The sequence below is a fragment of the Bacillus manliponensis genome, assembly GCF_000712595.1.
GTDB lineage: Bacteria > Bacillota > Bacilli > Bacillales > Bacillaceae_G > Bacillus_A > Bacillus_A manliponensis.
In genome coordinates, this window is sequence record NZ_JOTN01000007.1 from 40,664 (window position 1) to 63,403 (window position 22,740).

General features: G+C 37.9%; 25 protein-coding genes. 23 read left to right on the forward strand and 2 right to left on the reverse strand.

The genetic code is table 11. The features are described from left to right. The first annotated feature begins 12 nt into the window (after positions 1–12). The 12 genes from alaS (at position 13) to BAMA_RS10060 (ending at position 12,349) form a co-directional block, all read left to right on the forward strand. Positions 13–2,655 carry an alanine--tRNA ligase gene (alaS, locus tag BAMA_RS10005; protein ID WP_034638702.1) on the forward strand — a complete coding sequence of 881 codons (2,643 nt, stop codon included), beginning with the start codon at positions 13–15 and terminating at the stop codon, positions 2,653–2,655. A 74-nt stretch (positions 2,656–2,729) separates the two neighbouring features. Then, positions 2,730–2,996 (forward strand): IreB family regulatory phosphoprotein, encoded by a 267-nt coding sequence (locus BAMA_RS10010; protein WP_034638703.1) that lies wholly within the window; start codon positions 2,730–2,732, stop codon positions 2,994–2,996. Positions 2,997–2,999: 3 nt separating this feature from the next. Further along, positions 3,000–3,413: a Holliday junction resolvase RuvX gene (ruvX, locus tag BAMA_RS10015; RefSeq protein ID WP_034638705.1), complete on the forward strand. Its 414-nt coding sequence runs from the start codon at positions 3,000–3,002 to the stop codon at positions 3,411–3,413. 12 nt (positions 3,414–3,425) lie between these two features. Beyond that, positions 3,426–3,707 (forward strand): DUF1292 domain-containing protein, encoded by a 282-nt coding sequence (locus BAMA_RS10020; protein WP_034638706.1) that lies wholly within the window; start codon positions 3,426–3,428, stop codon positions 3,705–3,707. A 218-nt stretch (positions 3,708–3,925) separates the two neighbouring features. Continuing rightward, a complete protein-coding gene (gene mltG, locus BAMA_RS10025) occupies positions 3,926–4,993 on the forward strand; it encodes an endolytic transglycosylase MltG (protein WP_034638707.1) in 1,068 nt (355 codons plus the stop codon). Between the two features lie 220 nt (positions 4,994–5,213). Further along, positions 5,214–5,855: an O-methyltransferase gene (locus BAMA_RS10030; protein WP_034638708.1), complete on the forward strand. Its 642-nt coding sequence runs from the start codon at positions 5,214–5,216 to the stop codon at positions 5,853–5,855. A gap of 6 nt (positions 5,856–5,861) precedes the next feature. Continuing rightward, positions 5,862–6,791, forward strand: a complete 930-nt coding sequence (locus tag BAMA_RS10035; RefSeq protein ID WP_034638709.1) for a peptidase U32 family protein — start codon at positions 5,862–5,864, stop codon at positions 6,789–6,791. A gap of 17 nt (positions 6,792–6,808) precedes the next feature. Next, on the forward strand, positions 6,809–8,089 hold the full coding sequence (locus BAMA_RS10040; protein ID WP_034638710.1) for a peptidase U32 family protein: 1,281 nt from the start codon (positions 6,809–6,811) through the stop codon (positions 8,087–8,089). A gap of 17 nt (positions 8,090–8,106) precedes the next feature. After that, on the forward strand, positions 8,107–8,745 hold the full coding sequence (gene udk / locus BAMA_RS10045; protein ID WP_034638711.1) for a uridine kinase: 639 nt from the start codon (positions 8,107–8,109) through the stop codon (positions 8,743–8,745). Between the two features lie 277 nt (positions 8,746–9,022). Then, complete coding sequence (gene greA / locus BAMA_RS10050; protein ID WP_034638712.1) at positions 9,023–9,499, forward strand: transcription elongation factor GreA; 477 nt, start codon at positions 9,023–9,025, stop codon at positions 9,497–9,499. A gap of 301 nt (positions 9,500–9,800) precedes the next feature. Beyond that, complete coding sequence (locus tag BAMA_RS10055; RefSeq protein WP_034638713.1) at positions 9,801–11,540, forward strand: penicillin-binding transpeptidase domain-containing protein; 1,740 nt, start codon at positions 9,801–9,803, stop codon at positions 11,538–11,540. A gap of 128 nt (positions 11,541–11,668) precedes the next feature. Beyond that, the gene (locus BAMA_RS10060) at positions 11,669–12,349 is read left to right on the forward strand and encodes a DUF1510 family protein (protein WP_034638715.1); all 681 of its coding nucleotides are present in this window, start codon (positions 11,669–11,671) and stop codon (positions 12,347–12,349) included. A gap of 30 nt (positions 12,350–12,379) precedes the next feature. Here BAMA_RS10060 and BAMA_RS10065 read toward each other — a convergent pair whose 3' ends face one another. After that, the gene (locus BAMA_RS10065; protein WP_034638717.1) at positions 12,380–12,592 is read right to left on the reverse strand and encodes a YrzA family protein; all 213 of its coding nucleotides are present in this window, start codon (positions 12,590–12,592) and stop codon (positions 12,380–12,382) included. 393 nt (positions 12,593–12,985) lie between these two features. Between BAMA_RS10065 and BAMA_RS10070 the strand changes: the two genes are divergently transcribed. The 9 genes from BAMA_RS10070 (at position 12,986) to BAMA_RS10110 (ending at position 20,124) form a co-directional block, all read left to right on the forward strand. Then, positions 12,986–13,624, forward strand: a complete 639-nt coding sequence (locus BAMA_RS10070; protein WP_034638719.1) for a class I SAM-dependent DNA methyltransferase — start codon at positions 12,986–12,988, stop codon at positions 13,622–13,624. 15 nt (positions 13,625–13,639) lie between these two features. Beyond that, positions 13,640–14,335, forward strand: coding sequence for a 5'-methylthioadenosine/S-adenosylhomocysteine nucleosidase (mtnN, locus tag BAMA_RS10075; RefSeq protein ID WP_034638721.1), 696 nt, complete (start codon positions 13,640–13,642; stop codon positions 14,333–14,335). Between the two features lie 85 nt (positions 14,336–14,420). Beyond that, complete coding sequence (locus tag BAMA_RS10080) at positions 14,421–15,344, forward strand: O-acetylserine dependent cystathionine beta-synthase (protein ID WP_034638723.1); 924 nt, start codon at positions 14,421–14,423, stop codon at positions 15,342–15,344. A 3-nt stretch (positions 15,345–15,347) separates the two neighbouring features. Then, complete coding sequence (locus BAMA_RS10085) at positions 15,348–16,481, forward strand: bifunctional cystathionine gamma-lyase/homocysteine desulfhydrase (protein ID WP_034638725.1); 1,134 nt, start codon at positions 15,348–15,350, stop codon at positions 16,479–16,481. Between the two features lie 108 nt (positions 16,482–16,589). Then, positions 16,590–16,823, forward strand: a complete 234-nt coding sequence (locus BAMA_RS10090) for a YrhC family protein (protein WP_034638726.1) — start codon at positions 16,590–16,592, stop codon at positions 16,821–16,823. A gap of 137 nt (positions 16,824–16,960) precedes the next feature. After that, a complete protein-coding gene (locus BAMA_RS10095) occupies positions 16,961–17,905 on the forward strand; it encodes an ABC transporter substrate-binding protein (protein ID WP_034638728.1) in 945 nt (314 codons plus the stop codon). Between the two features lie 5 nt (positions 17,906–17,910). Beyond that, complete coding sequence (locus tag BAMA_RS10100) at positions 17,911–18,951, forward strand: FecCD family ABC transporter permease (protein WP_034638729.1); 1,041 nt, start codon at positions 17,911–17,913, stop codon at positions 18,949–18,951. Next, positions 18,938–19,753: an ABC transporter ATP-binding protein gene (locus tag BAMA_RS10105; RefSeq protein WP_034638731.1), complete on the forward strand. Its 816-nt coding sequence runs from the start codon at positions 18,938–18,940 to the stop codon at positions 19,751–19,753. Before BAMA_RS10100 ends, BAMA_RS10105 begins: the two co-directional genes overlap by 14 nt. After that, positions 19,723–20,124 carry a hypothetical protein gene (locus tag BAMA_RS10110; RefSeq protein WP_034638733.1) on the forward strand — a complete coding sequence of 134 codons (402 nt, stop codon included), beginning with the start codon at positions 19,723–19,725 and terminating at the stop codon, positions 20,122–20,124. The genes BAMA_RS10105 and BAMA_RS10110 overlap by 31 nt, the downstream gene beginning before the upstream one ends. 166 nt (positions 20,125–20,290) lie before the next feature. On the opposite strand, the gene BAMA_RS10115 is transcribed toward BAMA_RS10110, so the two are convergent. Next, the gene (locus BAMA_RS10115; protein WP_034638735.1) at positions 20,291–21,046 is read right to left on the reverse strand and encodes an HAD family hydrolase; all 756 of its coding nucleotides are present in this window, start codon (positions 21,044–21,046) and stop codon (positions 20,291–20,293) included. 122 nt (positions 21,047–21,168) lie between these two features. On the opposite strand from BAMA_RS10115, the gene BAMA_RS10120 reads away from it, so the two are divergent. Together BAMA_RS10120 and BAMA_RS10125 are read left to right on the forward strand one after the other, a co-directional pair. Next, positions 21,169–22,194: a LacI family DNA-binding transcriptional regulator gene (locus BAMA_RS10120; protein WP_084157959.1), complete on the forward strand. Its 1,026-nt coding sequence runs from the start codon at positions 21,169–21,171 to the stop codon at positions 22,192–22,194. A gap of 5 nt (positions 22,195–22,199) precedes the next feature. Continuing rightward, the gene (locus BAMA_RS10125) at positions 22,200–22,715 is read left to right on the forward strand and encodes a GNAT family N-acetyltransferase (RefSeq protein ID WP_034638737.1); all 516 of its coding nucleotides are present in this window, start codon (positions 22,200–22,202) and stop codon (positions 22,713–22,715) included. The last annotated feature ends 25 nt before the right edge of the window (positions 22,716–22,740 follow it).

Genomic DNA, 22,740 nt, shown 5'->3' on the forward strand with positions numbered 1-22,740 from the left:
GAGGAACTACATATGAAACAATTAACAGGCGCACAGATTCGTCAAATGTTTTTAGATTTTTTCCAGGAAAAAGGACATGCAATAGAGCCAAGTGCATCATTAGTTCCACATGAAGATCCATCTCTACTATGGATTAACAGTGGTGTTGCAACATTAAAGAAATATTTTGACGGACGTGTGATTCCGCAAAATCCACGTATTACAAACGCACAAAAATCAATTCGTACAAACGATATTGAAAACGTTGGTAAAACAGCTCGTCACCACACATTCTTTGAAATGTTAGGGAACTTCTCAATTGGTGACTACTTTAAAGAAGAAGCGATTACATGGGCTTGGGAATTCTTAACAAGCGACAAATGGATTGGCTTCGATAAAGAACTTTTATCTGTTACAATTCACCCAGAAGATGATGAAGCATTTGAAATTTGGAATGAAAAAATGGGTGTACCGAAAGAACGTATCATTCGTCTAGAAGAAAATTTCTGGGATATCGGTGAAGGCCCAAGTGGACCGAATACAGAAATTTTCTATGATCGTGGAGAAGCTTACGGTAACGACCCAAGCGATCCAGAATTATTCCCAGGAGGAGAAAACGAGCGTTACCTAGAAGTATGGAACCTCGTATTCTCTCAGTTCAACCATAACCCTGATGGCACATACACGCCACTTCCAAAGAAAAACATCGATACAGGGATGGGTCTTGAGCGTATGGTATCTATCGTACAAAATGTGCCAACGAACTTTGATACAGATTTATTCATGCCAATCATCGGTAGCACAGAGTCTATCTCTGGTGAAAAATACCGTGCTGGTGATGTAGAAAAAGATACAGCGTTCAAAGTAATTGCTGACCATATTCGTACAGTAACATTTGCGGTAGGTGATGGAGCACTTCCTTCTAATGAAGGGCGTGGCTACGTATTACGTCGTCTATTACGACGTGCTATACGTTATGCAAAGAAATTAAACATTAACCGCCCATTTATGTACGAATTAGTACCAGTAGTCGGAGAAGTAATGCAAGACTTCTACCCAGAAGTACTAGAAAAGAAAGACTTCATCGCACGTGTTGTGAAGAACGAAGAAGAGCGCTTCCATGAAACGTTAAATGATGGTGAAGCAATTCTTGCAGAAGTAATCGCAAAAGCAAAAGAAGAGAAGACAACGGTTATCTCTGGCGTTGATGCATTCCGTCTATATGATACGTACGGTTTCCCAATTGAATTAACAGAAGAGTATGCAGAAGAAGCTGGTATGACAGTTGATCAAGACGGCTTTGAAGCAGAAATGGAAAAACAACGTGAGCGTGCACGAGCAGCTCGTCAAGATGTTGATTCCATGCAAGTACAAGGCGGCGTTCTTGGTGAAATTAAAGTAGCAAGTGAGTTCATTGGTTACAGCGAAATGGCTGTAGAAAGTAACGTTGTTGCACTTGTGAAAAATGGTGAGTATACAGATAGCTTACAAGTTGGCGAAGAAGGTCAATTAATGTTAGATGTAACACCATTTTATGCTGAGAGCGGTGGACAAATTGCGGACCGTGGTTACTTATTAGCTGACGGTGTGAAAGTACTCGTTACAGACGTACAAAAGGCACCAAACGGTCAAAACCTACACAAAGTTGTTGTAGAAGAAGGTACATTAACGAAAGATGCAGCGGTAAAAGCTGTAATCGATCTGAAAAACCGTAGTGCAGTTGTGAAAAACCATACAGCAACTCACTTATTACACCAAGCATTAAAAGATGTACTTGGTGGACATGTAAACCAAGCTGGTTCTCTTGTAACATCAGAGCGTCTTCGTTTTGACTTCTCTCACTTCGGTCAAGTACAAGCGGATGAGCTTGAAAAGATTGAGCGTATTGTAAACGAGAAAATTTGGGAAAGTATCAATGTAGAGATTTCTCAAAAATCAATTGAAGAAGCAAAAGCAATGGGCGCAATGGCACTATTTGGTGAAAAGTACGGTGACGTTGTACGTGTTGTTCAAGTTGGTGACTACAGCTTAGAACTTTGCGGTGGCTGTCATGTAGACAATACAGCTTCTATTGGTATTTTCAAAGTTGTTGCTGAGTCTGGTATCGGAGCAGGAACGCGTCGTATTGAGGCGGTAACAGGTAAAGCTGCATATGAATTAATGAACGAGCAAGTTGGTTTATTAAAAGAAGCAGCAAACAAAATGAAAACAAATCCAAAAGATATTTTAACGCGTGTAGATGGCATGTTTGCTGAAGTGAAACAACTTCAAAAAGAAAACGAATCTCTTGCTGCAAAATTAAGTAACATCGAAGCTGGAAACTTAACAGATTCTGTCGTTTCTATCGATGGTGTGAACGTGTTAGCGGCAAAAGTAAACGTTCAAGACATGAACAACTTACGTACGATGATGGATGATTTGAAAAATAAATTACAATCTGCAGTTGTTGTATTAGCAGCAGTAAATGACGATAAAGTTAACATTCTTGCAGGTGTAACGAAAGACTTAATCGAAAAAGGTTACCATGCTGGTAAACTTGTGAAAGAGGTTGCTTCTCGCTGCGGCGGTGGCGGCGGTGGTCGTCCGGATATGGCGCAAGCTGGTGGTAAAAACCCTGCTCAAGTAGACGAAGCATTATCATTCGTACAAGAGTACGTGAAATCTGTTTTAAAATAAAGGAATAGTAGTGTACAATGGTAGGGAGAGGAGAGAGTCCTTTCCCTATACTTACTAAAGTGAGGTGCTTGAAAATGGACGGTTTTGATAAAACGATGAAATTTAACTTTCAGGATGAAAAACAGAGTGTCCATGTTAATGATGTACTTTTAACTGTGTATGATGCACTTCAAGAAAAAGGATATAACCCGATTAACCAAATTGTCGGTTATTTATTAAGTGGAGATCCAGCATACATACCTCGTCATAAAGATGCACGCACTATTATTCGCAAGCTTGAGCGCGATGAATTAATCGAGGAGCTTGTGAAGTCTTATTTAAAACAACATCGTGAGGAGTAGTTTATGCGCATACTAGGTTTAGATGTTGGCACGAAAACAGTCGGCGTTGCGATAAGCGATGAAATGGGCTGGACAGCGCAAGGCTTAGAAACGATTAAAATTAATGAAGAGCGAAATGAATTTGGTTTTGATCGCATTTCTGAGTTAGTAAAACAGTATAATGTGGACAAGATAGTAGTGGGACTTCCGAAGAATATGAACGGAACAATTGGTCCGCGCGGCGAAGCTTGTCAGCAATTTGCACAAAATCTTCGTGACTTATTGCAGTTAGATGTTATAATGTGGGACGAGCGTCTGTCGACAATGGCAGCAGAAAGGCTGCTTATTTCAGCTGACGTGAGCCGAAAGAAACGAAAACAAGTCATTGATAAGATGGCAGCCGTTGTAATTTTACAAGGGTATTTAGATAGTAAATAAGAGGTGACCAAAATGGAAGAAAATCAAATTACAATCGTTGATGAAAAAGGCAACGAACATTTATGTGAAGTTATTTTTACGTTTGACGCTGAAGAATTCGGTAAAAAATCTTACGTAGTATTCTCCCCAATCGGTGAAGTAGACGAAGATGGCGACGCAATTTATGATGCAATGGCTTTCGAGCAAAATGATGAGGAGTCTGGTGGTACACTACTTCCAATCGAGTCTGAAGAAGAGTGGGCTATGATTCAAGAAACATTCAACACATTTGCTGACGAGCAAGACGAAGAGTAAGATTGATGAAAAGGTGAACTGTTTATGCAGTTCATCTTTTTTATTTTACAAAGAGTAAAACAGATTTCTTATCGAAAAGAGCAGATTTCTTGTAGTATAATGAAAAAGATTGTTGAAAAAGAAGAAAATCTGTCAAAGAATATAGGTCATGGCGATTTGAGTAGTTGGTGTATAGCTTAAGCTTATACAGCCAACAATTAAAATAAGGAGGCAGTTTCGTGGAGAATTATAAAAAGAAGAAGCGAAGACGACTGTTGTTAGCACTACTTGCTACAATACTTGTTATTTTCGGTTCTGGATATGCTTATTTCTCATCAGCATTAAAGCCGCTTGATGCGAAAAATAAGAAAGAAATTGAAGTTGAAATCCCAAGAGGTTCATCAGTAAATAAGATCGGTGAAATTTTAGAAGAAGAAGGTATTATAAAAAGTGGTTCAGTCTTTACCTTATATGCAAAGTTGAATCCAAAGAACCTTCAGGCTGGTACATATTTACTACAGCCATCTATGAGTGTCGATGAAGTGATGAAACACCTTTCCTCTGGGAATGTTCATCGCCCAGTAACATATAAATTAACAATTAAAGAAGGAACGCAAGTTGTTGAAATTGCAGATGAGATTGCATCAGCGTTCAAATGGAATAAAGAAGACGTTGTGAATCAGTTAAATGATAAAGCTTTTGTACAAGGATTACAAAAGAAATACCCAGCATTATTAACAGATAAAATTTTTGATGCTAATATTAAATATCCACTTGAAGGATACTTATATCCAGCCACATATTCATTTTATAAAAAAGAGATGACATTAGAAGAAGTCATTACCCCAATGCTTGAAAAAACAAATGCACTTGTGAAAGCAAATGAACAGAAAATGAAAGAGAAGAACTGGGATGTTCATCAATTGTTAACAATGTCTTCTCTTATTGAAGAAGAAGCGACTGGGTATACAGATCGTGAAAAAATATCGAGTGTCTTTTATAATCGATTAGAAAAAGGGATGCCACTTCAAACTGATCCAACAGTGTTATATGCACTTGGAAAGCATAAGGACCGCGTTTTATATAAAGATTTAGAAGTGCAGTCCCCTTATAACACATATGTTGTGAAGGGGCTACCAGTTGGACCGATTGCAAACTCTGGTAAAAAATCTGTAGAGGCGGCGCTTGCACCAGCTGATACGGATTACTATTATTTCTTAGCAGCACCAACTGGTGAAGTGTATTATGCGAAGACGTTAGAAGAGCATAATGCATTAAAGCAACAGCATATTACTGGAAACCGATGATAAAAAAATGGAGAGGGAGCGAAAAAATTCGCATATCCCTCTTTTTTATGATAAAATATATCGGGCTAAAAACTGCCGAAACAATCGTTTTTTAATATAAAAACGAAACGTACAAGCTAAAGACAAAGCAAGCTTGTATTTTTATTGTAGTCTATGTGTGAGAAGATAAAGGACGATATGTCATAGAGGCACTTCTCCATGTAAATAAGGAGGACCATGTATGGAGAATGCGGTTAACGAGTATTTACTATCATTTATTGATCCAAAAGATGAATTAATTCTTGAAATGGAACAGTATGCGAGCGAATATCATGTGCCGATTATGGATCGTCTCGGTATGGAATTTATGTTGCAATTTCTACGCTTAATTGAGCCAAAGAGCATACTAGAACTTGGTACAGCGATTGGTTATTCAAGTATACGTATGATGCAGTCCATTCCAGATTCCCGTATTGTCACAGTAGAGCGAAATAAAGACCGATATGAAAAGGCAATTGAATATATAAATATCTCACCTGTAAAAGAACGTATTTCTATTATTTATGGAGATGCGCTAGAAACAGGGGAACAAGTAAAAGAGCATGGCACATTTGATGTCATTTTTATTGATGCAGCAAAGGGACAATATCGTCGCTTTTTTGATATATATGAACCACTATTAAACGAAGGTGGCGTCATTATTTCTGATAATGTACTTTATCATGGTCTTGTGACTACGAAAGAACATATTGAAAATAGGCGTACACGAGGTTTGATTAGAAGAATTAAAACATACAACGAGTGGCTTATGAACCATGAAGGGTATGATACAACAATTTTCCCAATTGGTGATGGGGTAGCAGTGAGTAAAAAGAAGAGGTGACGTACAATGAAAAAAACTGAGTTATTAGTAACACCAAAAGTTTTGGCTGACATTGAACCGCTTGCGAAAGCAGGTGCAGATGCAGTAATTATTGGTGAGCAAAAGTTTGGTTTACGTTTAGCGGGTGACTTTTCTCGTGACGAAGTAAAAGAAGCAGTGAATATTGCGCATCAGCATGGTATGAAAGTATATGTAGCAATGAACGCGCTATACCATAACGATAAAGTAGACGATTTAAGTGATTACGTTGCATTTTTACAAGAAGCAAATGTAGATGCTATCGTATACGGCGACCCAGCTGTATTAATGGCGGTACGCGAAGTAGCTCCAAATATGCAATTGCACTGGAATACAGAAACGACAGCAACAAACTGGTTTACATGTAACTACTGGGGACGTAAAGGTGCAAAGCGCGCAGTATTAGCTCGTGAATTAAGCTTAGATTCAATTGTTGAGCTAAAAGAAAATGCAGAAGTAGAGCTAGAAGTACAAGTTCATGGTATGACATGTATGTTCCAATCGAAGCGTTCTTTAGTAGGAAACTACTATGAGTATCAAGGTCGTGAGATGGAAATCGAGAAGAAAAAGTACGAAGAAAACATGTTCTTATATGATGCAGAGCGTAACAATAAGTACCCAATTTATGAAGATGAAAATGGAACGCACATTATGAGTCCGAATGATATTTGTTTCATCGACGAGTTAGAAGAGTTAATCGATGCAGAAATCGATAGCTTGAAAATTGACGGTGTACTAAAGAGCTCTGAGTATATCATTGAAGTAACAAAGAAATATCGTAAGGCGATTGATTTATGTGTAGAAGATCGCGACGCATATTACGATATAAAAGATGACTTATATAAAGAAATTGAAGAATTACAACCAGTAAATCGTCCATTGGACACAGGGTTCTTCTTTAAAGAGACGGTTTATTAAACTAGGAGGTAACGCACATGAGTTTTCAGGAAATTTCACGCGTCATTGACGGAAAGCGTGTTATCGTAAAAAAACCTGAGTTATTAATGCCCGCAGGGAACTTAGAGAAATTAAAAATCGCTATCCATTACGGCGCAGATGCTGTATTTTTAGGAGGACAAGAATTTGGTCTTCGTTCAAATGCAGGAAACTTCACGCTAGAAGACATGGCTGAAGGTGTTGAATTTGCAAAGAAATACGGAGCAAAAATTTATGTTACAACAAATATTTTTGCCCACAATGAAAACATGGATGGACTAGAAGAATATTTAAGAGGGATTGAAAAAGCAGGTGTAACAGGTATTATCGTTGCAGACCCTCTAATTATTGAAACGTGTAAGCGTGTAGCTCCTTCTGTGGAAGTTCATTTAAGTACGCAGCAATCATTATCAAACTGGAAAGCGTCTCAGTACTGGAAGGAAGAGGGACTGCACCGCCTTGTACTTGCTCGTGAAGTAAGTTATGAGGAAATGAAAGAAATTAAAGAAAAAGTTGATATTGAAATTGAAGCATTTATTCATGGTGCAATGTGTATCGCTTACTCTGGAAGATGTACGTTAAGTAACCATATGACAGCGCGTGATTCAAACCGTGGTGGTTGTTGTCAGTCTTGTCGTTGGGATTATGACTTAGTACAAACAGTATCACAACATAAAGATGCACAAGAGCTTCCGTTATTCCAACAAGGAGATGCTCCTTTTGCAATGAGTCCAAAAGACTTAAACCTTATTTTATCAATTCCAAAGATGATTGAAATCGGAATTGACAGCTTAAAAGTTGAAGGCCGCATGAAATCTATTCACTACATCGCAACTGTGGCAACTGTATATCGCAAAGTAATTGATACGTACTGTGCAGATCCAGACAACTTTGAGTTTAAACAAGAGTGGTTAGATGAACTTGATAAGTGTGCAAATCGTGACACAGCCCCTGCGTTCTTTGAAGGAGTTCCAGGGCACTTAGAACAAATGTATGGAAATCATAGTAAGAAAACAACGTATGATTTCTCTGGTTTAGTGTTAGATTATAATGAAGAAACAGGTATTGCGACAATCGAGCAACGCAACTTCTTTAAACCAGGTCATGAAATCGAGTTCTTTGGACCAGAGATTGACAACTTCACACAAACGGTAGAGAAAATTTGGGATGAGGATGGAAACGAGTTGGATGCAGCTAGACATCCATTAGAGATCGTGAAAATCAAAGTGGATCGACCAGTGTATGTGAACAACATGATGCGCAAAAGAATACAACAATAAGAAAGAGTGGTAGTTGAATGGGGACGAATAAGCCTGTTGTAATTGGTATTGCTGGTGGTTCAGGATCAGGAAAAACAAGTGTAACAAAAGCAATCTTTGAATACTTTGAAGGTCATTCTGTTTTAGTATTAGAGCAAGATTATTACTATAAAGATCAAAGTCATTTGCCAATGGAGGAGCGCTTAAAAACAAATTACGATCATCCATTAGCGTTTGATAACGATTTATTAATTGAACACTTGAATCAGCTTCTGAATTATCAACCAGTTGAGAAGCCTATATATGACTATACATTGCACACACGCTCAGAAGAGACGATTCCAGTTGAACCAAAAGATGTTATTATTTTAGAAGGAATTCTTATATTAGAAGATCCACGTCTTTGCGATTTAATGGATATTAAGTTATTCGTTGATACAGACGCTGACCTGCGTATTTTACGTCGTATGCAGCGCGATATTAAGGAACGTGGTCGTACGATGGATTCTGTTATTGAGCAATATGTAAATGTTGTGCGTCCGATGCATAATCAATTCATTGAGCCGTCAAAAAAATTTGCGGATATTATTATCCCAGAAGGCGGACAAAACCACGTTGCAATCGATATTATGATTACAAAAATCGCAACAATTCTTGAAGAAAAAGTGAATTTGTAATAGCATAGTAAAAGATACATGATAAGAAGGGATTTTTTCCCTTCCTATCGAATACAATGAAGCATACAAACCTCACCTCTTGCAGGTGAGGGCATATTTGTATAATAGCTTCATACATATCTTCTATATATGTAGAAGAAAACGATATGGGGGTTGGTATGTGACAACTCCACTAGTGTTTGTACGCTAGAAACCTCCGCTATATGAAAAGCGGAGGAGTTTTCATATTGAACTCCTCTTTTTTTCAGGGGATTGGTATATAAAAGGAGTGGAAAACATGGCAACAGAAAAAACATACCCAATGACACTTGCGGGTAAAGAAAAGTTAGAAAATGAATTAGAACAGTTAAAAACAGTACGCCGTAAAGAAGTAGTAGAGCGTATTAAAATTGCACGTAGCTTCGGAGATCTTTCTGAGAACTCTGAGTATGATGCAGCGAAGGATGAGCAAGCATTCGTAGAAGGTCGTATCACACAATTGGAAAATATGATTCGCAATGCAGTAATCATTGCAGATACAGATGCGAACTCTACAGAAGTAACACTTGGTAAAACAGTTACATTCCAAGAATTACCGGATGGAGATGAAGAGTCTTACACAATTGTTGGTAGTGCAGAGGCAGATCCATTTGAAGGTAGAATCTCTAACGACTCTCCAATTGCAAGAAGCTTAATGGGTAAACAAGTTGGTGACGAAGTAACAGTGCAAACGCCAGGCGGCGACATGCGCGTGAAAATCGTTTCTGTAAAATAATAAAAAAGAAACCGTTTGGACTATATATTGTCTAAACGGTTTCTTTTATGTTTGTGATTAATTCTATATTAGCTAAAGTTTTCTTTTTATCCCGCTATTTGCGGGCTGTAAGACTCCCACCTCAAAACTTGAGAGAAAGCGAAGAAGTTTAGGTGGGAGATTAACAGCCCGTAAAAGCCCGATTGGTTCAACTAACACTCATTGGGGGATGAAGCCCCCCAATGAGTGAAGTTTCACTTTATGATACAAAGCATGAATAAAAATATACCCTCTCGTGAAACTACATAAGAGGTGTTATTTTATGGAAATGAAACGCCGGATTGAGATAATCCTAGTAATCGGTATTATATGTATGACAATTTTATTTATAAGACTTATGCAAATTCAAATTGTTGCAACAGAATCGTTTGGAAATCGAAAGATTAATTTAATTGCAAGAAGTATTATGCAGCGTACGCAAACAGTTGTTATAGATGATGGTAGAGGAAGGTTTGTGGATCGAAACGGTGAGTTGCTTAATGATGAATATGTATCGGCACTAATTGTTTTTCCGTTTTTACAAATAACAGAAGAGAATGAGGAACAGATTGCACGTATTATTGGAAAACAGATAAAGTTAAATAGAGTAGACGAACCAACTATTATCAAGTTTCATAAAAAGCCCTTACAGTTAACGAAAGATGAAATGGACCAAATTAATAATCTACGCATCCCAGGCCTTATTGCAGCTTCTATAAAAAGAACTAGGGATACCCCTTTAGCAGCTCATCTCATTGGCATTACAGGAGAAAATGAGCAGCAAGTTATAAAGAAATACGGTGAAAAGATTCCTTCTATGACAAAGATAGGTGTTTCAGGTCTACAGCGAGTTTTTGATGAGTTTTTAATAACAGATGGTGAAGAAAAAATGATGTATCATGTTGATCAACGGGGAGAACCGCTATTTGGGAATGAAGTGAAGTATACATCAATTGGCAATCCATTTTATCCGATTTCAGTTGTTACAACTATTGATAAAGGATTGCAGCAAGCAGCGGAGAATATTGTAGATCGTTATCCACTTGCGAAAGGTGGATTAGTTCTTTTAGATATTAAAACGAATGAAATTTTAGCGATGGTTAGTAAACCGTCTTTACAGACAAAAAATAAGTGGGGATATCAAAAAAGTGCGACAAATGAAATGCTTACATCTCATTTTCCAGGGTCTGTTTTTAAAACGGTAATTGCCGCTGCGGCGCTTGATTCGAACGTAAATCTGTTAAGCCGTAAGTTTGATTGTAATAGGGACCCGTACGGTGAAAGCATGGCACAGCAACCAATGGGAACCTTATCTTTTCATGAGAGCTTTGCAAGAAGCTGTAATCGGGCATTTGCTGAGCTTACAGAAGAACTGATTGAAGAGGATGAGAACGTAGTAGAAACGTATGCAAAAGCTTTAGGAGTGATGGGAACGGTTGGGTGGCAAGGTTCTTTCTTTCATAATCCTTCATTTCGGCAACTTGCAGAAGAAAAAGCGACAGTTATTTGGAATAATAAGGGTGATAAATTTTCACATAAAGCGACGGACCAAACTGCAATTGGACAAAAAAATGTAAGGTTATCACCTCTTGCTATTGCTAATATGATGGCGACAATTGCAAGAGATGGTGAGAAGCGGGAAGTAAAAGCTGTGAAAGAGATTTTATATAAAAATGGAATGCCGTTATATCGATTTGAAGAACATGAATTAAAAGGTGAAAGAGTAGGGAGAGCGGCGATAAGAGAGCTGCAGCAGTTATTAAGAGAAGTGGTGACAAGTAAAAAGGGAACAGGAGCGGTGTATAACAAGTTGCCCCTTACAGTTGCAGGAAAGTCTGGAACGGCCCAAACTGGAAAAGGAAATCGTGTGAATCGCTGGTTTGCGGGTTATTTTCCGTATGAAACTCCACGTTATGTGTTAGTTGTAACGGAGCTTGAAACAGACGGAGAATGGAATCTTGTTACACCAATTTTTACTGATGTTGTTACGGAGATTACTAAGTGGGAAGTAGGAAAAGAATAGTCTCTGTTTTTACAATTACAGTACACTACATATTGGTCATTTTTTCAAAAAATGATGGTAACTGTTCAACCTTTTTGCAAATGATGTTACAATAACAAAGAGGAAAAACTGCATGGAGGTTTGAAAGGATGGCAGGAGGATCTAGATTCGAGAAAAAACAACAAAAGCGTCGTCAAAACGGTTTTCTAAATATCGCAATCGGTATTGTATTATTTATGGTAGTGATTGTAGCATATCAACTATTAACAGGTGATACAGAAGAGCAAGTTGCTTCAGACGATAAAAAAGTAGCAGAGCAAACGACAGCTACAGAGAAAGAAGACAAGAAGAAAGAAGACACGAAAAAAGAAGATACGAAGAAAGAAAAGGCTGCGGCGAAGAAAGAAGCTGCAGCAGCTAAGAAGAAAGAAAAAGAAGAAAAAGAAGCGAAGAAAAAGCAAGAAGAGGAAGAAAAGCGTAAAGCTGAAGAAGAGGAAGCGAATAAACAAGTAGAAGCTGAAAAGACACTTCCTGAGGCAAAAGAAGCTTATACAAAGTCTTCTTGGAAACCAGTTGGTACAGAGCAAGGTGAAAGTCCGGCAATGACATTCCAAAAAGGTTCTACTGATTGGAATGAAATGATTCAAGCAATTTCATCTGCAATTGATGTTCCGGTAGATCAGTTAATTCTGCACCGCATTGGAAACAACGGAAAGAATCAAGCTTACGGAAATGTACAAGATAAGCAAACAGGAAAGAAATATTATGTAAATATTGATTGGATAGCAAATGAAGGCTGGAAGCCAGTACTTGTCCAAACATTAAATTAAAAAAGAGAGAGGGAAACCTCTCTCTTTTTTTTATAATTTTTTTAGTTTGAAGTGGACAACAGCGCTGTAATACGGACGTTTACTTTCAGGGTCCATTACCATTTGATGTGATACGTTATGTACATGCATCATGAGCGCTTTGTTTATATCGATTTGCTCATTAATTTTTTTCTCTAACGAAGCTAGGTCAGTTGCTTCAAAAAACTCTACTTTATCCTCTAACATTTCAAACGTAAATGACATCGGAACATCTCCTCTTCACTTTGTTCATATTTAGTGTAGCAAAGAATAAGACAGAATACTATTTGTATATAGCTTGTCTTTTATTTTTAAATGTGATGTTAAGTCTGTGTTATTTAAAATTTTAATTGCTTTTTTATCCCGCATTAACGGGCTGTAAGACTCCCACCTCAAAACTTAGAGGATTCAGAGAAGTTCAGGTGGGAGATTAACAGTCCGTAAAAGCCCGATTGGTCGGGCTGACACTCAGTGGGGGAGGAAGAAAACCCCCACTGAGTGAAGTTTCACTTTATAGGAAAAAAACATTTCCCAGTTGTTAACAATGTAACGTCGTTGACATTTTTGAAAATCTAGCATATTATACTGATAAATCCGATAAGAAAAAGGGGAATTCATATGGGAACAGAATTTAATGAACTATTCGATGAATGGGCTCATACGTACGATTCATTCGTACAAGGTGAAGACGTACAATATAAAGAAGTTTTCGCCCATTATGAAGAAATTTTAGAGAATGTAGTTACAAAGTCTTTTGGACATGTATTAGAATTTGGTGTTGGTACTGGTAATTTAACGAATACATTGTTACAAGCAGGTCGCACTGTTTATGGAATAGAACCGTCACAAGAAATGCGTGCGATTGCGAAGCAAAAGCTCCCGAAAGAGGTATCCATTACAACTGGTGATTTCTTAAATTTTATTGCTCCACCTAAAGTTGATACGATTGTAAGCACATATGCATTTCATCATTTAACAGATAAAGAAAAAGAAGTCGCAATCGGAAAGTATAGTCAACTTTTAAATAAAGGTGGTAAAATAGTGTTTGCTGATACAATCTTTGCGGATAAAGATGCATACGAAGAAACAATTCAACATGCAAAAGAGCGAGGGTTTCATAATTTAGCGAACGACTTGCAAACGGAATATTATACGGTAATTCCTGTTATGCAGTCTATATTTGAGAATAATGGCTTTTATGTTACATTTAAGCGTATGAACCATTACGTTTGGGTCATGGAGGCAACTAAGCAATAGAAAGAGGGATTTATATTGAAAATCGCTGTAATCGGAGCAATGGAGCAAGAAGTACGTATTTTACGTGACAAGTTAGAAAATGCAGAAGTAGAAGTAGTAGCAGGATGTGAGTTTACAAAAGGTACATTAGCAGGCCATGAAGTAATTTTATTAAAGTCTGGTATTGGGAAAGTAAATGCAGCAATGTCTACGACAATCTTATTAGAACGTTATCAGCCTGAAAAGGTTATTAATACAGGTTCCGCTGGTGGATTCCATCATTCATTAAACGTAGGTGATGTTGTCATTTCAACAGAAGTTCGTCATCATGACGTAGACGTTACAGCGTTTAACTATGAGTATGGTCAAGTACCTGGCATGCCAGCAGGATTCACAGCTGATGCAGAACTAATTACCTTAGCTGAAAAATGTATGCAATCTGAAGAAAACATTCAAGTTGTAAAAGGAATGATTGCAACAGGTGACTCTTTCATGAGCGATCCAAACCGTGTTGCATTTATTCGTGAAAAATTTGAGGACCTTTACGCAGTAGAAATGGAAGCGGCAGCGGTAGCGCAAGTATGTCATCAATATGAAGTACCATTTGTAATTATCCGTGCACTTTCTGATATTGCAGGTAAAGAATCGGATGTTTCCTTCGATCAATTTTTAGATCAAGCAGCCCTTCACTCTACAAAATTTATTGTAAAAGTATTAGAAGAGATTAAGTAGTGTAACAAAAGGGGCAACTGTTTCATAAAAAGAAATTAAAAGGCAGTTGCCTTTCTTTTAGAGGGGTAATGAGGAGGGAAACAAGATGAAAGTGTATCGCGGCGTTCATGAACTTATCGGTAAAACACCGCTTGTGGAAATTACTCGTTTCAATCTTCCAACTGGTGTTCGTTTATTTGCAAAGTTAGAATTTTATAACCCAGGTGGAAGTGTAAAAGATCGTTTAGGAAAAGAGCTAATAGAAGATGCGCTTATCAATGGATATATAAAGCCAGGTGGTACAATTATTGAGCCGACAGCTGGTAATACAGGTATTGGACTTGCGCTTGCAGCCCTTCAGCATGATTTACGTGTTATTGTATGTGTGCCGGAAAAGTTTAGTATTGAAAAGCAAGAACTCATGAAAGCGCTTGGAGCAACAATTGTTCATACTCCAACGGGAGAAGGAATGAAAGGTGCGATTCAAAAAGCACAGGAACTTTTAGAAGAGATTCCAAATTCTTATTCGCCAGGTCAGTTTGCAAATGAGGCAAATCCACGTACTTACTATAAAACATTAGGACCAGAATTGTGGGAATTATTAAACGGTCATATTGACATATTTGTAGCGGGTGCTGGTACAGGTGGAACATTTATGGGAACCGCTGCGTATTTGAAAGAGAAAAATGAACAAATTAAGACGGTGATTGTGGAGCCAGAAGGATCCATTTTAAATGGTGGAGAAGCTGGTCCACATGAAACAGAAGGGATTGGTTTAGAGTTTATCCCGCCATTTTTAGACAAGTCCTATTTTGATGAGATTCATACGATTACAGATTATGACGCATTTACACGTGTGAAACAGTTGGCACAAAAAGAAGGACTACTTGTTGGTAGTTCATCAGGAGCGGCGTTTCATGCAAGTGTATTAGAAGCGAAGAAAGCGAAACCAGGAACAAATATTGTTACGATTTTTCCAGATAGTAGTGAGCGTTATTTAAGCAAACATATATACAAAGGGTGGGAATGAAAAATGAGAGCAAAGACAAAGTTAATTCATGGTATTCACATCGGAGAACCCTCTACTGGAGCGGTGACAGTACCGATTTATCAAACGAGTACGTATAAACAAGAAGCGATTGGTGTGCATAAAGGGTATGAGTATTCACGCACAGGAAACCCAACAAGGTCAGCTTTAGAAGAAACGATTGCTGTTTTGGAAAATGGTCATGCGGGCTTTGCATTTGGATCTGGTATGGCAGCTATAACAGCTGTGATGATGTTGTTTTCAAAAGGAGATCACATTGTATTAACAGATGATGTATATGGTGGTACGTACCGTATTATGTCTAAAGTATTAAATCGTTTCGGTATTGAACATACATTTGTTGACACAACAAACTTAGAGGAAGTAAAAGCAGCAATTCTTCCGAATACGAAAGCGGTGTATATAGAAACACCAACAAATCCACTGTTAAAAATTACGGATATAAAAGAAATTGCAGCACTTGCAAAAGAGCATGTTTTATTAACAATCGTTGATAATACATTTATGACTTCGTATTTCCAAACACCAATCTCACAAGGTGCAGATATTGTCCTTCATAGTGCGACGAAATATTTAGGTGGACATAGTGATGTTGTTGCTGGTTTAGTTGTTGTAAATAGTGCACAATTGGCAGAAGAATTACACTTTGTACAAAATTCAACAGGTGGGATTCTTGGACCGCAAGATAGTTACTTGCTTATTCGTGGTTTAAAAACGTTAGGTGTACGTATGGAAGAGCATGAAGCAAATGCACGTGCGATTGCTTCGTTTTTACACAGTCATCCGAAAGTAAACAAAGTGTATTATCCAGGGCTTGAAATACACCCAAATCATGAACTTGCAAAAGAACAAGCGAACGGCTATGGTGCAATTATTTCATTTGATGTCGATAGTGAGGAAACGTTACAAGCAGTACTAGAAAAATTACAATACTTTACGCTTGCAGAAAGTTTAGGTGCTGTAGAGAGTTTAATTTCAGTTCCTGCTCAAATGACACACGCTTCAATTCCAGTAGAGCGCCGTAAGGAGCTTGGTATTACAGACACATTAATCCGCATTTCGGTTGGTATTGAAGATGGAGAAGACCTATTAGAAGATTTAGCACAGGCGTTAGCGTAAAAAAGTACTGCTGAGGAGGCAGTGCTTTTTCTTTTGGAAATCATCTCCCATACTTCCGCTATTTACTTGCCTCTAAAACAATGAAAGTATGATAGAGTGGAAGGAGAGGTGAAGAATATGGAGCAAAAAATTGCTGACTATACTCGCTTTGGTCAAGTGCTATTAGCAATTGGTGCCTTTCTTATGATTGGTTTGATTTTGCCAAATGGAGAGAAAGATGCTACGCACTTTGCTGTTATGATTGGTGCAATATTCTCTTTTTTAGGTGGTTCGTTTTATTTCTTTTATCGTGTTAAAGAGATGCGTAATCAACTAGAGGAGAGTGAACATGATAGAGTGTAGGACAAAATAACGCTACAAAAAAGACGGAATATTCCTTTTTGTAGCGTTATTTTATTTTTATCATTGACAATGATAATCTATATCAATTAAAGTAGAATAGTAGTTAATGATTATCATTATCAATTAGAGGTGGAAGTATGAAAAAATATATTGCACTATTTACAGCGATGTTATCTGTTTTTTTCTTATTAATGGGTTGCAGCGCAAAGAAAGAGGAAGCGTCCGCAAAACCAGAAGGAAAAGAGAAGACAGACATCGTCGTGAAAGACTTTACAGATCGTGAACTGAAATTTGAGACGCCCCCAAAAAGTATCGCAACATTAAGTACAGGTGATATGGATATTATCCATGCCTTAGGGGGGGAACTTGTTGGTCGCCCGAGTACAAAGTTGCCAATTAGCGATGATTTAAAAGGAGTTCAAGAAATTGGGAATATGCATCAGCCAAGCTTTGAACAACTTGCAAGTTTAAAGCCAGATTTACTTATTGCAAGTAATGGATTTCAAAGACATATGCAAACAGTAGAGGGACAAGGAACAAAAGTATTGATTTCCTCAGCCAATTCTGTAGAAGAAATTCAAAAGAGCATTGATATGTACGGAACGGTACTACAAAAAGAAGAAAAAGCAAAAGAGTTAAATAATACGATTACAAAGCAAATGAAAAAGTATACGAAGAAAAGTAATGCGAAAGTTTTATTAGTATACGGTGCACCTGGTACATATTTGGCAGCGTTACCAACTTCGTTATCTGGTGACATTTTAGAGAAAACGGGTGGGAAAAATATCGCAGCAGAGTTCCCGGCAACAAAAGACTATCCGCAATATGCACAGTTTAGTGTAGAACGTATTATTGAAGCAAACCCAGATATTATCTTTTTAATTACACATGGCGACCCAGAAGGTGTGAAACAAGCGTTCCAAGGGGAAATGATGAAAAATGAAGCGTGGAAAAACCTTGAAGCTGTTAAAAATGATCGTTTCGTAATTTTACCACCACATTTATTTGGTTCGAACCCAGGTACAAAAGTAACAGAAGCAATGGACTTTATGTATGAAAGTTTACAAAAAGTAGGGAAATGATAGAGATGCAAGGGGAAGCAGTTACAAAAGTACAAGAGACAGCGAAGAAACATCCACTTTGGAGAAAGAGATGGATTATCATCATTACATTATTGGTTATGACAGTGTTTGTCCTCTTTTATGGGCTTGTAGCTGGGAGTCTATCATTCTCTTTAAAAGAGATGATGACTGGTATAGGGGATGAAACAACAACTGTACATCGAATTGTTTGGGATTTAAGAATTCCTCGTGTACTCGTTGGGTTTTTAGTTGGTATGTGTTTAGCGGCATCGGGTGCATTGCTTCAAGGAGTAATGCGTAATCCGCTTGCTGATCCTGGTATTATTGGTGTTTCATCAGGAGCAGGCTTCGTAGCGATTATTATTATGATTTTATTTCCAATGCATATGGCGTTTCTGCCACTCGGCGCATTTATAGGCGCGTTTGTAACAGCAATGATTATTTATGCGCTATCTTGGAAAAATGGAGCTTCGCCATCGCGCATTGTGTTGGTAGGCGTTTCTATTAACGCCCTAATCGGCGCCGCAACATCGGCGTTAATGCTCCTTCACAGTGATAAAGTACAGTCTGTATTACCTTGGCTTGCTGGAGGAATTGGTGGTGTAAGCTGGCCACATTTTGAAATGGTTGTGTATTATGCAATCTTTGCCATTGTTCTTGCTATAGTTGGTATTAAACATATTCGCGTATTAATGCTCGGTGATGAGATGGCCAAACTTCTTGGCCATAATGTAGAGCGCAGTAGGTTTTTTCTAATCATTGTAAGCACATTGCTTGCTGGAATTGCTGTAAGTGTTTCTGGACTTATTGGATTTGTTGGGCTTGTTGTACCGCATATGCTTCGTTTGTTAGTCGGAAATGACTATCGTTATTTATTACCGCTATCTTGTTTAGGCGGAGGCGTACTTGTTGTATTTGCAGATGCAATCGCACGAAGCTGGTTTGATCCAATTGAATTACCGGTAGGAATTTTACTTTCCTTCTTAGGTGGTCCATTCTTCTTATATTTAATTCATAGAGGAGGGAAAGAGAATGCTTACCGTTAAAGACATTGTTTATGCACATTCAGAAAGGTTCAAAATTGAAGAGCTGAATGTAACAATCCGGCAAGGTGAGATTGTCAGTTTAATTGGTCCGAATGGTTCCGGTAAATCGACATTACTACGATTAGTTGCAAGGCTACTAGAACCAAAAGCCGGTGAGGTAATATTAGACGGGAAAAATATACACGAGATGAAAAGTACAGATGTAGCAAAGCGATTAGCAATGTTACCTCAAATGCATGATCATCAAATCGATTTAACAGTTCGTGAGCTTGTTGAATTTGGAAGGCAACCGCATAAAAAATGGAATGATCGTTTTAGAGAAGAAGATGAAGATATCGTAGACTGGGCAGTGTCTATTACAAAGCTAGAAGGATATGAACATCGCTTATTATACTCATTATCTGGTGGTGAAAGGCAGCGTGCTTGGATTGCGATGACACTTGCACAGCGGACAAATGTATTATTACTTGATGAGCCAACGACATTTTTAGATATTGTTCATCAGCTTGAAGTAATGGAAATTGTGAAGCAGTTGAATGAGGAGTTTGGAATGACAATTATCATGGTTCTTCATGATATTAATCAAGCGGCTCAGTATAGTGATCGTCTGATTGTCTTAAAAAAAGGAAGTATTCAGTATGATGATACGCCAGAAAATGTGTTGTGTGAGCAAATGTTCCGAAATGTATTTGGTATAGAAGTGAATATTTTTAAAGGAGAAGACAGGCCTTTTTTCACTCCAAAACGAGTTTCTGAAAGAGGAGGAACAGTATGCAAAAAGAACGTATTGCCAATGAGTTAGTAAGGTCATTTGTTATTGCTGCGCATGGTAACTTAGAACAAGTGCAAGAGTTATTAGCAGAAGAGCCTGGCTTATTGCATGCATCTTATAATTGGGGTGGTGAAGATTGGGAAAGCGGCTTAGGTGCAGCAGCACACGTTGGCCGAAAAGATATCGCCACATACTTGTTGCAAAAAGGTGCAAAAATAGATATTTTTGCAGCAGCAATGCTTGGACAGCTTGAGCTTGTAAAATCAATCTTACAGGTACAGCCGGAAGCAACACACAAGTCTGGTCCACATGGTATTTCCCTTTTACAACACGCAAGGATGGGCGGAGAAGATGCGCAGCATGTATATAATTATTTACTAGGTATCTTGCAACCGGCATAAGAAGAGGTTCTTATGTGCGGTAAACCTTTCACTTCTTTAAGTAGTGAAAGGTTTACCGCCCGTTAGAACGGGAGAAATATGTCTAGTATGTAAGAAGAAAATCCTACACCCCCTCGTTGGATTCTTGCATACTAGTTATAATATGGAAGCAGTAGACATTTTTCGTCTACTGCCTTTTTTTGCTTGCTACTTGTATGTCAGCATAGGAACGAATAATGAAATCAGCGTAAGGCATAAGCTCTTCTACTGCATGTTCATTAGTGGCAATACCGACAGCAATGCTTCCGGCAGTTTTCGCCATCTTTACATCAACGACAGTATCACCAATCATTATGAGTTCATTTGTTTGAATGCCAAGTTGTTTACATGTCTTTATAATCATGTCAGGATGTGGTTTCCCGTTTTCTACATCTTCTGGGGTACATAAAAAATGTAGGGGCGGAGTGTTTAAAAGCTCTACACATGCTTTTGTACGTTTTTTATTGTCGGATGTTAAAATTCCGGTAAAGAATCCTTCATTGTAGAGAGAAGTAATGAAGGATTCAGCTCCATCAATTGCTTGGAACGCTTCTTGTATACGTAACTCCCGGTTGCTCTCCTCAAAAATTTGTACAGCAATTTCCTTACAGCGGTGCCACGGATATTTTGTAATTTGATATAGTAAACTCGCTGTTACGATAATTTCATCTTCCTCAGGAGCTACAGCGATAAGTCCTTTAAAATCTACTTCATTTGGGTGAATAAATCCAAAGGCTTCCTCCCATCTAGCCTGATACTTTTCCCCGGTGATTTGTAAAAACTTCCTTCTTCGCAATCGATCGATTTCTTGCCAAAATGGAATGGCTTGAAATAATGTTCCATCTTTATCAAAAGCAACAGCCTTTACAGATATCTCTTGATTTAAAATTGTAATTTTCCCCATAATTGTCAACACCTCGTTTATCCCGATTGGTTCAACTAATAATCAGTGGGGGAGGAAGAAATTCCCCCACTGATTAAAGTTTCACTTTATAATTGTAGTATGAAGTTACTGTATAATATGAAATGCATTTCAGGTCAAGGGGGGAGACAACAATTACTACAATTGGAGATATTGCAAAGTTAGCTGGCGTTTCCAAAGCGACAGTATCACGCGTGTTAAATAATCATCCTTACGTCCGTCCGGAATTGCGAGAACGAATTCAAAGTGTTATAGATCAAATGAACTATGTCCCATTATCAGTTGCAAAGGACTTACGTCGTTTACAAACGAATTTAATAGGAGTAGTAGTTCCTACGTTACATCATCCCTTTTTCGGAAAGTTGATTGAAGAGATTAGTGGTGTTTTAAAGAAAGATGGGTATGATGTCGTTATATTACAATCCAATTATGAAGCGGAGAAAGAAAGGGATTTTTTACAATACGTACGAACGAAAAAGCTAGACGGACTCATCTTCTCCACCCTTTCTATTTCAAAAGAAGAATTAGAAGGGGTTGCAAATCTTGAAGCGATTGTCATATGTAATGAACATACGGGTATAACAAGTATCTCAAAAGTTGAGTTTGATGAAAAAGAAGCTGGATATATAGGAACGGTACATTTATTACAAGCAGGTTATAAGAAAATTGGATTTTGCTACGATACATTAACGAGTGAGGCGCAGTGTAAAAGGCTTCAAGGATATAAGCAAGCATTATATGAACATCGTATTGAAATGAATCCTAATTGGGTATTTGCAAATTGCTATCGAATGGAAGATGGAAAGAGAGTTATTCGTACAATATGCTCAATGTCAGAACCTATTGATGCGATATTTACGGGAAGTGACGAAGTAGCTGCTGGCATTATCATGGAATCGCAGCGGAGTGGAATTGCAGTTCCTGGAAAACTAGGAGTAATTGGATTTGATAATCAACCTTTATCAAGTATGATGTACCCGTCTATCACAACGATACACACATCTATTTCAAATATGGCAAAATACACGGTAACTGTGTTATATAGACGGTTACAAAATTCAGAATTAGCTGCAGAACATATTTCCTTACCAGTTTCTATTATAGAACGGGAATCTACAAGAAGGAGGTAGAAGTAATGTTTCATACAGAACGGTTGCGCTTTCAGAAATATACAATGGATGATTTAGATTTTTATGCATCGTTATGGAGTAATGAGAAAGTAATTCGGTATATTGGAAGTGGAACGCCGAAAACGTATGAACAATGTAAAAGAAGCCTTGAACATTGGATTTCTACAAAATATGAAAACGGACTTGGTTTATTTGTCATGATAGACAAAGAAACAGGAGTGCCAATCGGTCATGCAGGGTTAGTCCGTCAACGAGTTGATGGAAAGCAAGAAGTGGAAATTGGCTATTGGTTACTCCCGAATTACTGGGGGAATGGCTATGCAAAAGAATCGGCGGCTGCTTTTCGAAATTATGGATTTCAAGTGTTAAAGTTAAATAAACTTATCTCTCTCATTAACCCAAATCATCCAGCGTCAATTTTTGTTGCAAGAAAAGTTGGGATGAGTTATGAAAAGACAACTACTTTTCACAATCAAGACGTACTTGTTTATAGCATAAAAAGAGTTGGGATAGTGCAGTGAATATAGCAAAAAAGCATTGCAAACG

Excerpts from the sequence above, each read along its gene's own strand:
- alaS (WP_034638702.1), top strand. The coding sequence starts at position 13 with ATGAAACAATTAACAGGCGCACAGATTCGTCAAATGTTTTTAGATTTT.
- BAMA_RS10010 (WP_034638703.1), top strand. The coding sequence starts at position 2,730 with ATGGACGGTTTTGATAAAACGATGAAATTTAACTTTCAGGATGAAAAA.
- ruvX (WP_034638705.1), top strand. The coding sequence starts at position 3,000 with ATGCGCATACTAGGTTTAGATGTTGGCACGAAAACAGTCGGCGTTGCG.
- BAMA_RS10020 (WP_034638706.1), top strand. The coding sequence starts at position 3,426 with ATGGAAGAAAATCAAATTACAATCGTTGATGAAAAAGGCAACGAACAT.
- BAMA_RS10030 (WP_034638708.1), top strand. The coding sequence starts at position 5,214 with ATGGAGAATGCGGTTAACGAGTATTTACTATCATTTATTGATCCAAAA.
- BAMA_RS10035 (WP_034638709.1), top strand. The coding sequence starts at position 5,862 with ATGAAAAAAACTGAGTTATTAGTAACACCAAAAGTTTTGGCTGACATT.
- BAMA_RS10040 (WP_034638710.1), top strand. The coding sequence starts at position 6,809 with ATGAGTTTTCAGGAAATTTCACGCGTCATTGACGGAAAGCGTGTTATC.
- udk (WP_034638711.1), top strand. The coding sequence starts at position 8,107 with ATGGGGACGAATAAGCCTGTTGTAATTGGTATTGCTGGTGGTTCAGGA.
- greA (WP_034638712.1), top strand. The coding sequence starts at position 9,023 with ATGGCAACAGAAAAAACATACCCAATGACACTTGCGGGTAAAGAAAAG.
- BAMA_RS10055 (WP_034638713.1), top strand. The coding sequence starts at position 9,801 with ATGGAAATGAAACGCCGGATTGAGATAATCCTAGTAATCGGTATTATA.
- BAMA_RS10060 (WP_034638715.1), top strand. The coding sequence starts at position 11,669 with ATGGCAGGAGGATCTAGATTCGAGAAAAAACAACAAAAGCGTCGTCAA.
- BAMA_RS10065 (WP_034638717.1), bottom strand. The coding sequence starts at position 12,592 with ATGTCATTTACGTTTGAAATGTTAGAGGATAAAGTAGAGTTTTTTGAA.
- BAMA_RS10070 (WP_034638719.1), top strand. The coding sequence starts at position 12,986 with ATGGGAACAGAATTTAATGAACTATTCGATGAATGGGCTCATACGTAC.
- BAMA_RS10080 (WP_034638723.1), top strand. The coding sequence starts at position 14,421 with ATGAAAGTGTATCGCGGCGTTCATGAACTTATCGGTAAAACACCGCTT.
- BAMA_RS10085 (WP_034638725.1), top strand. The coding sequence starts at position 15,348 with ATGAGAGCAAAGACAAAGTTAATTCATGGTATTCACATCGGAGAACCC.
- BAMA_RS10095 (WP_034638728.1), top strand. The coding sequence starts at position 16,961 with ATGAAAAAATATATTGCACTATTTACAGCGATGTTATCTGTTTTTTTC.
- BAMA_RS10100 (WP_034638729.1), top strand. The coding sequence starts at position 17,911 with ATGCAAGGGGAAGCAGTTACAAAAGTACAAGAGACAGCGAAGAAACAT.
- BAMA_RS10105 (WP_034638731.1), top strand. The coding sequence starts at position 18,938 with ATGCTTACCGTTAAAGACATTGTTTATGCACATTCAGAAAGGTTCAAA.
- BAMA_RS10110 (WP_034638733.1), top strand. The coding sequence starts at position 19,723 with ATGCAAAAAGAACGTATTGCCAATGAGTTAGTAAGGTCATTTGTTATT.
- BAMA_RS10115 (WP_034638735.1), bottom strand. The coding sequence starts at position 21,046 with ATGGGGAAAATTACAATTTTAAATCAAGAGATATCTGTAAAGGCTGTT.
- BAMA_RS10120 (WP_084157959.1), top strand. The coding sequence starts at position 21,169 with ATGCATTTCAGGTCAAGGGGGGAGACAACAATTACTACAATTGGAGAT.
- BAMA_RS10125 (WP_034638737.1), top strand. The coding sequence starts at position 22,200 with ATGTTTCATACAGAACGGTTGCGCTTTCAGAAATATACAATGGATGAT.